This is a genomic window from Microbacterium sp. B19 (assembly GCF_000333395.1).
GTDB lineage: Bacteria > Actinomycetota > Actinomycetes > Actinomycetales > Microbacteriaceae > Microbacterium.
Window position 1 is genome coordinate 1 of the sequence record NZ_BADA01000435.1, and the last position, 9,967, is coordinate 9,967.

Annotated in this window: 11 protein-coding genes; 10 read left to right on the forward strand and 1 reads right to left on the reverse strand. The window is 70.6% G+C overall.

Annotated elements, in window-relative coordinates:
- Together I5G_RS15175 and I5G_RS15180 are read left to right on the forward strand one after the other, a co-directional pair.
- A partial coding sequence (locus I5G_RS15175; protein ID WP_022879814.1) for a peptidase dimerization domain-containing protein occupies positions 1–714 on the forward strand: 714 nt, incomplete at its 5' end.
- An 8-nt stretch (positions 715–722) separates the two neighbouring features.
- On the forward strand, positions 723–1,571 hold the full coding sequence (locus I5G_RS15180) for an undecaprenyl-diphosphate phosphatase (RefSeq protein WP_022879815.1): 849 nt from the start codon (positions 723–725) through the stop codon (positions 1,569–1,571).
- A gap of 55 nt (positions 1,572–1,626) precedes the next feature.
- Here I5G_RS15180 and I5G_RS15185 read toward each other — a convergent pair whose 3' ends face one another.
- Positions 1,627–2,493 (reverse strand): PAC2 family protein, encoded by an 867-nt coding sequence (locus tag I5G_RS15185; RefSeq protein ID WP_022879816.1) that lies wholly within the window; start codon positions 2,491–2,493, stop codon positions 1,627–1,629.
- Between the two features lie 107 nt (positions 2,494–2,600).
- Between I5G_RS15185 and I5G_RS15190 the strand changes: the two genes are divergently transcribed.
- The 8 genes from I5G_RS15190 to I5G_RS15225 form a co-directional block, all read left to right on the forward strand.
- Positions 2,601–3,293 carry an HAD family phosphatase gene (locus I5G_RS15190; RefSeq protein ID WP_022879817.1) on the forward strand — a complete coding sequence of 231 codons (693 nt, stop codon included), beginning with the start codon at positions 2,601–2,603 and terminating at the stop codon, positions 3,291–3,293.
- Positions 3,290–4,315 (forward strand): tRNA (adenine-N1)-methyltransferase, encoded by a 1,026-nt coding sequence (locus tag I5G_RS15195; RefSeq protein WP_022879818.1) that lies wholly within the window; start codon positions 3,290–3,292, stop codon positions 4,313–4,315. Before I5G_RS15190 ends, I5G_RS15195 begins: the two co-directional genes overlap by 4 nt.
- A gap of 9 nt (positions 4,316–4,324) precedes the next feature.
- A complete protein-coding gene (locus I5G_RS15200) occupies positions 4,325–5,281 on the forward strand; it encodes an FKBP-type peptidyl-prolyl cis-trans isomerase (RefSeq protein ID WP_022879819.1) in 957 nt (318 codons plus the stop codon).
- 36 nt (positions 5,282–5,317) lie between these two features.
- Positions 5,318–6,310 (forward strand): YafY family protein, encoded by a 993-nt coding sequence (locus I5G_RS15205; protein WP_022879820.1) that lies wholly within the window; start codon positions 5,318–5,320, stop codon positions 6,308–6,310.
- On the forward strand, positions 6,307–7,290 hold the full coding sequence (locus I5G_RS15210) for a YafY family protein (RefSeq protein WP_022879821.1): 984 nt from the start codon (positions 6,307–6,309) through the stop codon (positions 7,288–7,290). Before I5G_RS15205 ends, I5G_RS15210 begins: the two co-directional genes overlap by 4 nt.
- Before the next feature lie 78 nt (positions 7,291–7,368).
- Positions 7,369–7,620: a Sec-independent protein translocase subunit TatA gene (gene tatA / locus I5G_RS15215; protein ID WP_022879822.1), complete on the forward strand. Its 252-nt coding sequence runs from the start codon at positions 7,369–7,371 to the stop codon at positions 7,618–7,620.
- A 63-nt stretch (positions 7,621–7,683) separates the two neighbouring features.
- Entirely contained in the window at positions 7,684–8,442 is a 759-nt protein-coding gene (gene tatC / locus I5G_RS15220; protein WP_022879823.1) for a twin-arginine translocase subunit TatC, read from the forward strand.
- Positions 8,439–9,967 (forward strand): RNA helicase (locus I5G_RS15225; RefSeq protein ID WP_022879824.1); only part of this gene is annotated, 1,529 nt, incomplete at its 3' end. The genes tatC and I5G_RS15225, both read left to right, overlap by 4 nt.

The following is a 9,967-nucleotide window of genomic DNA, read 5'->3' on the forward strand; positions in this document are numbered from 1 at the left end:
GAGAAGGCTCTGCTGTGGATCAAGCTCGTGGCCCGCGGCCGCGCGGGTCACGGCAGCGCCCTCCACCCCGACAACGCCGTGACCGCGGTCGCGGAGGCGGTCGCCGCGCTGGGGCGCACGCACTGGCCCGTGCGCCTGACCGACACCACGACGCAGCTCCTCGCCGGCCTCGCCGAGCTCACCGGTGACGACGCCGGCGACCCCGACCGGCTGGCGCAGCGCGCGGGTGCGGCATCCGGGTTCCTCCGTTCCACGCTGCGGACCACGACGAACCCCACGGGGCTCACCGCCGGGTACAAGCACAACGTCATCCCCGACCGTGCCGAAGCCCTCATCGACGTGCGGGTGCTGCCCGGCACCGAGGAGGCGGCGCTCGCCGACATCCGCCGCATCGTCGGCCCCGGCATCGAGGTCGAGATCGTCCATCAGGACATCGGCCTGGAGGTCCCGTTCGCGGGCGACCTCGTGGATGCCATGGTGGGGCAGCTGTCCCGCCACGACCCGGGTGTGCCGGTGATCCCGTACCTCATGGGCGGCGGCACCGACAACAAGGCACTGGCCTCCCTCGGAATCTCCGGTTACGGGTTCGCACCGTTGCGACTCCCGTCCGATCTCGACTTCACCGGGATGTTCCACGGTGTGGATGAGCGCGTCCCCGTCGACGCGCTCGAGTTCGGTCGTCGAGTTCTCGCCGACCTCCTCCGGACGTACTGAAGGACCGCATGCATATCTTCGAGGTCATCATCCTCGGGCTCGTCCAGGGCCTGACCGAGTTCCTCCCCATCTCCTCCAGCGCCCACCTGCGGATCGTGGGCGAGTTCCTGCCCTCGCAGACCGACCCCGGCGCGACGTTCACCGCGATCACGCAGCTGGGCACCGAGCTGGCCGTTCTGCTGTACTTCCGCAAGAAGATCGGCAGGGTCATCTCGCGCTGGTTCGGGTCGCTGACCGGCCGCGTGCCGCGCAACGATCCCGACGCCCGCATGGGGTGGCTGATCATCATCGGCACGATCCCCATCGGCATCCTGGGCTTCCTCCTGCAGAGCCTGATCCGCGACAACTTCCGCAGCCTCTGGATCACCGCGATCGTGCTCATCGTGTTCGGCATCCTGCTCGGACTCGCCGACCACTACGGCAAGCGTCGTCGTGACCTCGACGACCTCACCTACCCGCACGGTCTCGCCTATGGATTCGCCCAGGCCCTCGCCCTCGTGCCGGGTGTGTCCCGTTCGGGTGCGACCACGACCCTGGGCCGGGCCCTCGGGTACAAGCGCACCGCCGTCGCTGAGTACTCGTTCCTCCTCGCGGTCCCCGCGGTGTTCGTGAGCGGGCTCTACGAGCTGTACAAGAGCTTCGACGAGGGAACCGGACCGTACAACCTCGCCGAAACCGGGCTCGCGACCGTGATCGCGTTCGTCGTCGGCTTCCTCGTGATCGCGTTCCTCATGCAGTACCTCAAGAAGGGCAGCTTCCTGCCGTTCGTGATCTACCGCATCGTGCTCGGCGTCGTCGTGATCGTCCTTCTCCTCACCGGGGTCGTCCCGGCGGAATCGACGATCATCTCCGGCTGATCCCGCACCCAGCAGAACGGCGCCGCCCCCTCGGGGGACGGCGCCGTTCTCGCGTTCAGCGGCGGGGCGGGTCGTCGCGCCCGGGCTTGGCGGGGCCGTCGCCGCCGCGGCGCAGATACCGCTCGAACTCCTGGGCGATGGCATCCCCCGACGCCTCCGGGGAATCCCACGTGTCGCGGGTCTGCTCGAGCTGGTGGATGTAGTCGCGCATCTCGTCGTCGTCCGCGGCTGCGGCGTCGATCGACGCCTCCCACGCGAGCGCTTCGGCCGCGAGCTCGCCCCGCGGGACCGGAATGCCCGACACCGACTCGAGGCGGTCGAGGAGCGCGAGCGTGGCCTTGGGCGAGGGCGTGTGGCCCGCGACGTAGTGCGGCACGCTCGCCCACAGGCTGGCCGTCGGGATGCCGGCGCGCTCGGCCGCGTCACCGAGGGCGCTCAGGATGCCGACCGGTCCCTCGTACAGACTCCGCTCGAGCCCCAGCGACTGGCGCACGCCGTCGTTGTCGCTGCCCGCGAACACCGAGATCGGGCGGGTGTGCGGCACGTCCGACATCATCGAGCCGAGCGCGACGAAACCGGTGATGTCCTCGCGCAGGGCGACGTCGATGAACTCCGCGGCGAAGGCCTGCCACGCGCGCGCCGGCTCGACGCCCACGAGGAGCCAGATCTCGGGGTCGTCGCTGCGCCGGGTGGGGCGGAGCAGCGTGGCCTCGGGCCAGGTGAGGGTGCGGTGGCCCTCGGCATCCACTCCCACCTGGGGGCGCGTGTACTGGTAGTCGAAGTACAACTCCGGATCGACGGAGTGCACCACCTCGTAGTCGCTGCCCGTCCGCAGCATCGCTGCCGCGGCCGAGGCCGCCTCTCCGGCGTCGTTCCACCCGTCGAAAGCGGCGACGATGATCCGGCGACCCAGTGCGTCCACGCAACCTCCTCTGCCCCTGCGGGGCTGGATATCCAGGATAGGCGCATGCGCCCGGGGGAGCGCTCGGCCGGGGGATGGTCGGGGAGCGCGCTGGATACGATGGAACGATGACTTCCCCCGCCCCCGCCGCCGTCCTCTGGGACATGGACGGCACGCTCGTCGACACCGAACCGTTCTGGATGGCCGCGGAGACGCCGCTGGTCGAGCGGTTCGGCGGCACGTGGTCGCACGCGCAGGCGCTCGGGATGGTCGGGCTCGCGCTGGAGGACTCCGCGCGGCTGCTCCAGAACGCCGGCGTCCCATGGGGCGTGGACGAGATCATCGCCCATCTCACCGACGAGGTGCTGCGCCAACTCGCCGCGCAGGGCGTGCCGTTCCGCCCGGGCGCGCAGGAACTGCTCGCCGACCTGCGCCGCTCCGGCGTGAAGACGGCGCTCGTGACGATGTCGATGCGGCGCATGGCGCTGTCCGTCGTCGACCTCATCGACTTCCCCGCGTTCGACGTCGTCGTCGCCGGTGACGACGTCACGCGCCCGAAGCCGTATCCCGACCCCTACCTCCAGGCCGCTGACGCGCTCGGCGTCGCGATCGGCGACACCGTCGCGATCGAGGACTCGCCGAACGGCCTGCGCTCTGCGCTCGCGAGCGGCGCGGTGACGCTCGGTGTCCCGCTCATGGTGTCGCTCGACGAGGTCGGCGCCCACGCGCTCTGGCCGACCCTGGCCGGTCGCGGCGCCGCGGACCTCGCCGCCCTCCATTCCACCCACGCACCCGCAACCACCCCACAGGAGACCCGATGAGCGAGACCCCGCACCTGAGCGGACCTTTCCGGGTCGGTGACCGCGTGCAGCTGACCGGACCCAAGGGGCGGATGCACACCATCACGCTCCGCGAGAACGGCGAACTGCACACGCACAACGGGGTGCTCAAGCACGAGCTGCTCGTCGGCCAGCCGGACGGCAGCGTCGTGACCAACAGCTCCGGCCACGACTACCTCGCGCTCCGTCCGCTGCTGCGCGATTTCGTCATGTCGATGCCGCGCGGTGCGGCGATCGTCTACCCGAAGGATGCCGCGCAGATCCTGTCGCAGGCCGACATCTTCCCCGGGGCGACGGTCGTCGAAGCGGGCGTGGGCTCGGGCGCGCTGTCGCTGTGGCTGCTGCGCGCGATCGGCCCGAGCGGCCGTCTGGTGTCGTTCGAGCGCCGTGAGGAGTTCGCCGACGTGGCCCGCGCGAACGTCGAGACGTTCCTCGGCGCGACGCCCGCCACGTGGGAGGTCGTCGTGGGTGACCTGGTCGAGAACCTCCCGGATGCCGTCGCCCCGGCATCCGTCGACCGCGTCGTGCTCGACATGCTCGCGCCGTGGGAGTGCATCGACGCTGCGGCCGACGCGCTCACCCCCGGCGGCGTCGTGCTCTGCTACGTCGCCACCGCCACCCAGCTGAGCCGCGTCGCGGAGTACATCCGCGCGACGGGGCTCTTCACCGACCCGGATGCCTCCGAGACCATGGTCCGCGGATGGCACGTCGAGGGCCTCGCCGTCCGCCCCGACCACCGCATGGTCGCGCACACCGGCTTCCTCCTCACCGCGCGCCGCCTGGCCCCCGGGGCCGTGCCGCCGGAGGTCAAGCGGCGCGCCTCGAAGTCCAGCTACGGCGACGAGGACGTCGAGCTGTGGACTCCCGGTGCCGTCGGCGACCGCGAGATCACCGACAAGAACCTGCGCAAGCGCGTGCGCGAGGCCCAGAAGGCCGCCGACGGCGTGCGCCGCCGCGACGGCGAGACGGAGGCCGCGACGGAGGCACCCGACGGGACCGCCTAAACTGATCCGGTGCGCAGACTCCCCGCCCTCGTCGCCGTGATCGCTCTGGCCGGAACCGGCCTCGTCGGATGCGCGGCATCCGGTAGCGCCTCCGCTGCGGGATGCACGCCGCCGCCGTCCGACTCGCGCGCCGCGGAGGCCGTGACGGTCTCGGGCGAGGTCGGGCAGAAGCCCGACGTGCAGGTGCGGTCGCCGTTCCTGCCCGACACGCGTTCGGTCGAGACGGTGGTCACGGGCGACGGCGAGCGCATCACGCAGCCCGACCAGCTCGTGCTCCTCGACCTGACGGTCTACAACGGCATCACGGGCGAGCGCATCGTGGGGTCGCGCTACGACGGCAACGTCGCGAACGCGCAGCCCCTGTCCGGCTGGGACCAGACGTTCCCCGATTTCTCCTCCGCGATGCTCTGCGCGACGCAGGGATCGCGCCTGGTCGTGTCGATGCCGTACGACAGTGTGGGCCCGCAGGCGGCGCAGGGTCTCGACATCCCTCAGGGCGGCTCCGCGGTCGTCGTGGCCGACGTCGAGCGCGTCTACCTTCCTGCCGCGAACGGCGCCGACCAGTTCACCGCGGGCTTCGGTCTTCCCACCGTCGTGCGCGCGCCGGGCGGCCAGCCCGGCGTGACGATCCCCGACGGCAACGCGCCGACCTCCGTGTCGGTGCAGACGCTGAAGAAGGGCGACGGCCCCGCGCTGACCGCCGACGCGACCGCACGCCTCAACGTGCTCGGTGTCTCGTGGAACGACCGTCGGCAGTTCGTGACGACGTGGGGCAAGAACCCCATCGCGGCGCCGCCGTCGAAGCTGCCCGGTGCCCTCGCCTCCGCGCTCGAGGGCCAGACGGTCGGCTCCCAGGTGCTGGTCGTCATCCCCGCCGACCAGACGGCGGACGACCAGAAGCTCTTCAACGCCCCCACCGACACGGCCCTCGTGTACGTCTTCGACATCCTCGGCGTCGACGGCTGAGTCCGGCTGACCCCGGCCCGCGCCTAGGATGGGCGGGTGTCCGCCGCCTCGTCCCGACCCGCTCCCGAGGAGCGTCTGGTCAACCTCGTCGTCGCCCTCATGGCGACCGAACAGGGGCTGACGAAGGACACGATCCTGTCGTCGGTGGCCGGTTACCGCGAGCAGTACGAGGCGGGGGCCTCCAAGGACGCCCTCGAGAAGATGTTCGAGCGCGACAAGGAGAACCTGCGCGGACTCGGCGTCCCGATCGAGACGATCGGCGACCGCGCCGACCCCGATGATCTGCGGGAGGCGCGGTACCGCGTGCCGACCGCGGAGTACGCGCTCCCGGAGGACATCTCGTTCAGCCCCGCCGAGGTCGCGCTGCTGAACATCGCCGGGAGCGTGTGGGGCAGCGAGTCCCTCTCTGCCGATGCCCGCAGCGGGCTGCGCAAGATCCGTGGTCTCGGCATCGCCGTCGACGAGCCGATCATCGGCTACGCGCCCCGCATCCGCGCTCGGGATGCCGCGTTCCCGGCGCTGCAGCGGGCGATCGAGGAGTGCCGCGTCGTCACGTTCAGCTACCTGCGTCCCGGCGACGCGCGGGCGCGGGAGCGTCGCATCCGTCCGCTCGCGCTGCTGGAGTACGAGGCGCGGTGGCACGTCTTCGGGTTCGATCTCACCATGGATGCCGAGCGCACTTTCCTGCTCTCGCGCATCGTCGGGGACGTCACGGTGACCCGCGAACGCTTCGACGAGAAGCTGCGGGTCGGCGCCGGGGAGCGAGCCATCGCGGGACTCGAGGGGGTCGCACGTCGTCAGCGGGCACTCCTCGAGGTGCACCCGGGCACCGAGGCGGCGCTCCGCCTGTCGCGGCGCGCGGAGCCCGCGCCCCAGGGCATCGTGGTGCCGTACGTCGACCTCCACGTCTTCGCGGACGAGCTCGCCTCCTACGGGCCCGAGGTGCGCGTCGTCGCCCCCGACGACCTGCGCGAGCAGGTCATCCGTCGCCTGCGTGCGACCCTCGCCCTGCACGGAGGTGCCGCGTGAGCTCCGACCGCGCCCTGCCCGCCCTCGACCGGGCGGCCCTCCTGCTCCAGCTCGTGCCGTACATCATCGGCAAGGGCGAGGTCTCGATCGCCGAGGCCGCGGCCGATTTCGACGTGACCGCCGACCAGATGCGGGCGATGGTCGAGAGGCTCACCGTGATCGGCCTGCCCGGCGAGGGCGGCTACTGGCAACTCCCGAACGAACTGTTCGACATCGACTGGGATCTGCTCGACCGCGACGAGATCATCTCGATCACGAACACGGTCGGCCTCGAACGGTCGCCGCGCCTCACGGCCCGCGAAGCCGCCGCGCTGCTGGCCGGTCTGCAGCTCACGCGGTCCCTGCCCGGCGTGGGGGACAGCGCCCTCGTGACGGGTCTGCTGGCGAAGCTCGCGCGCGGTGCCTCGTCGACCCCGCCGGCGGTCATCGTGGCCCCCGGTCCCGTGGACGGTGTCCGTGACGTCGTGGACCGCGCGCTCCGCCGCGGGGTCGCGGTGTCGTTCACGTATCGCGCGCCCGGCGCCGCACCGACGACCCGCACGGTGGACCCCATCAAGGTCCACATCGCCGGGGGCCAGTGGTACCTGCAGGGCTGGTGCCACACGCGGCAGGCCGTGCGCACGTTCCACCTCGACCGCGTCAGCGACCCCGAGCTCACCGGCATCCCCGCCGTCCACGGTGCCGATCCGGTACCCGAACTGTTCGCGCCCGCCGACGACGAGGTCGTCGCGCGGTTCCGGTTCCCGCGCGCGGTGGCCCCGCTGCTGTCGGACTACCTCGAGCGCGCCACGATCGAGGGCGAGGGGGACGTCGCCGTCGCCTCGCTGCGCCTCGCCGACGAGCAGAGCCTGAAGCGTCTCGCGGCGCGGCGCGGCGGTGAGGTCGAACTGCTCGAGCCCACCGGAGCGCGGCGCGCCGCCGCGGCCTGGGCAGCGGCGGGTCTCGCGCAGTACGGCGAGGATGTCTCGCCCGTGGGGTGAACACGTCGAGTTCCTAGGCCCCGGCTAAGGGGCACGAGTTACACTGAAGGCACCCCCGCCCGATACTGAGGAGTCCTCATGCTAGGCAATCTGAACGGATGGCACCTGCTGATCGTTCTCGCGGTCATCCTGCTGCTGTTCGGTGCCGCGAAGCTCCCCGCTCTCGCGAAGAGCATGGGCCAGTCGGCGCGTGTCTTCCGCAGCGAGATGAAGGAGATGAAGCGCGACGACGAGGTCTCCGCGGCTCCTGAGGTTCCGCGCGCGACCGACGCGGGCACCGCTTCGTCCGTCACGCCCGAGAAGCGCCCTTCCAACGACACCTCCGCATAACGCGTGGCCACGGCAGGGCCGCCGCGGATCGAGGTGCCGGAGGGACCGCGGCGTGACAAGCGCATGTCGATCGGCGCCCATCTCGTCGAACTCCGCAAGCGTTTGATGATCGCCGCGGCGGCGCTCGTCGTCGGAATGATCGTCGCGTTCATCATCACGGACCCCGTGATCGCGTGGATCACGGAGCCGATCCGTGTTCTCACGGAGAAGCGTGGCGCGAATTTCGCCGCGCTCAACTTCACGAACGTCACGTCCGGTTTCGACCTGCGGATGCGGATCGCCTTCTCGATCGGCATCTTCCTCTCGTCCCCGATCTGGCTCTGGCAGATCTGGGCTTTCGTGATGCCGGGCCTCACGCGCAAGGAGATCCGGTACACGGTCGGGTTCCTGGCATCCGCGATTCCGCTGTTCTTCGCCGGCTGCTGGGTGGGATTGCTGATCGTCCCGCACGTGATCGAGCTCATGTCGACGTTCATTCCGCAGGGCGGGGTGAACTACTACTCGGCGACCGAGTACTACGACTTCGTCTTCAAGCTCATGCTCGTGATCGGCGTCGCGTTCGTCCTGCCCGTGTTCCTCGTGGCCCTCAACGTCATCGGCATCATGAGTGGGCGCGCGATCCTGAAGGGCTGGCGCATCGCGATCCTCATCGCGACCGTGTTCGCGGCCCTCGCGACCCCTGCGGCCGACGTCGTGACGATGTTCCTGCTCGCCGGCATCCTCATCGTCCTGTTCTTCGCCGCGGCGGGCGTATCGATGCTGTTCGATCGACGCAAGGCCCGTCGCGCCACTGCGGCGGGGCTGCCAGGGTCGATCGTGTGAGTGGACTGAGCCCCGCCGACCGATTCGCTCGGGCCTCTGCCCGCGCCCAGCATCCGATCACCGCCGATTTCGCGGAGTCCCAGCGGTTCGACCTGGATCCCTTCCAGATCGCCGGATGCCAGGCCCTCGAGGACGGGCGGAGTGTGCTGGTCGCCGCGCCCACCGGAGCCGGCAAGACGATCGTGGGCGAGTTCGCGATCCACCTCGCGATGCTCGAGCCCGGTGACAAGGCGTTCTACACGACCCCCATCAAGGCGCTCTCGAACCAGAAGTTCCACGAGCTGCAGGAGGTCTACGGCGACGACGAGGTGGGCCTGCTCACGGGCGACACGAACATCAACGCCTCCGCGCGCATCGTGGTCATGACGACCGAGGTGCTGCGCAACATGCTCTACGCCGATTCCCCGGCGCTGCGGGGCCTGCGATTCGTGGTGATGGACGAGGTGCACTACCTCGCCGACCGCTTCCGCGGTGCGGTGTGGGAAGAGGTCATCATCCACCTGCCGCGATCGGTCAAGCTCGTCTCGCTCTCGGCCACCGTCTCGAACGCCGAGGAGTTCGGCGACTGGCTCGACACCGTCCGCGGCGACACCGAGGTCATCGTGTCCGAGACGCGGCCCGTGCCGCTCGAGCAGCACGTGCTGGTGCGCGGCGACCTCCTGCCGCTGTTCGACGACCGCGCGGGCGTCGCGACGGCCCAGGTGAACCAGGAGCTGCTGCGGATCCGGGGGGGCCACTCGTCGACGTTCGAGAGCAACCGACGCGCGCAGGAGTACCGCTCCGCGCGGCACGCGGGCGGGCGGCGCCAGCCGCGGAACGGCCAGCGCCCCGTGCGGGCCGCGCACGCGCCGCGGATGGAGCGGATCGAACGCCCGCAGGTCGTCGATCTGTTGCGGCGCAACCATCTGCTCCCGGCGATCTTCTTCATCTTCAGCCGCGCCGGCTGCGACGCGGCCGTACAGCAGCTGCGTCGTGCCGACGTGCGCCTCACCTCGCCCGAGGAGCGGGCCGAGATCCGGCGCGTGGTCGACGAGTTGACGTTCGCGCTCAAGGACGAAGACCTCGCCGTGCTGCACTTCTGGGAGTGGCGCGAGAACCTCGAGCGCGGCATCGCCGCGCACCACGCCGGCCTCCTGCCCGCCTTCAAGGAGGTCGTCGAGGAGCTGTTCCGGCGCAAGCTCGTGAAGGTCGTGTTCGCGACCGAGACCCTCGCGCTCGGAATCAACATGCCCGCGCGCACGGTCGTCCTGGAGAAGCTCGAAAAGTTCAACGGCGAGGCGCGGGTCGCGATCACGTCGGGCGAGTACACGCAGCTCACCGGTCGCGCGGGGCGCCGCGGCATCGATGTCGAGGGGCACGCGGTCGTGCAGTGGACCGAGGGTCTCGACCCGCAGTCGGTCGCCGCGCTCGCGTCGCGCCGCACGTACCCGCTGAACTCGAGCTTCCGGCCGACCTACAACATGGCCGTCAACCTCATCGATCGGTTCGGGCGTGCCCGCGCGCGCGAGATCCTCGAGTCGTCGTT

What these genes read in the sequence shown, in the direction of transcription:
- I5G_RS15180 (WP_022879815.1), top strand. Translation starts at nt 723, where the DNA reads ATGCATATCTTCGAGGTCATCATCCTCGGGCTCGTCCAGGGCCTGACC.
- I5G_RS15190 (WP_022879817.1), top strand. Translation starts at nt 2,601, where the DNA reads ATGACTTCCCCCGCCCCCGCCGCCGTCCTCTGGGACATGGACGGCACG.
- I5G_RS15195 (WP_022879818.1), top strand. Translation starts at nt 3,290, where the DNA reads ATGAGCGAGACCCCGCACCTGAGCGGACCTTTCCGGGTCGGTGACCGC.
- tatA (WP_022879822.1), top strand. Translation starts at nt 7,369, where the DNA reads ATGCTAGGCAATCTGAACGGATGGCACCTGCTGATCGTTCTCGCGGTC.
- tatC (WP_022879823.1), top strand. Translation starts at nt 7,684, where the DNA reads ATGTCGATCGGCGCCCATCTCGTCGAACTCCGCAAGCGTTTGATGATC.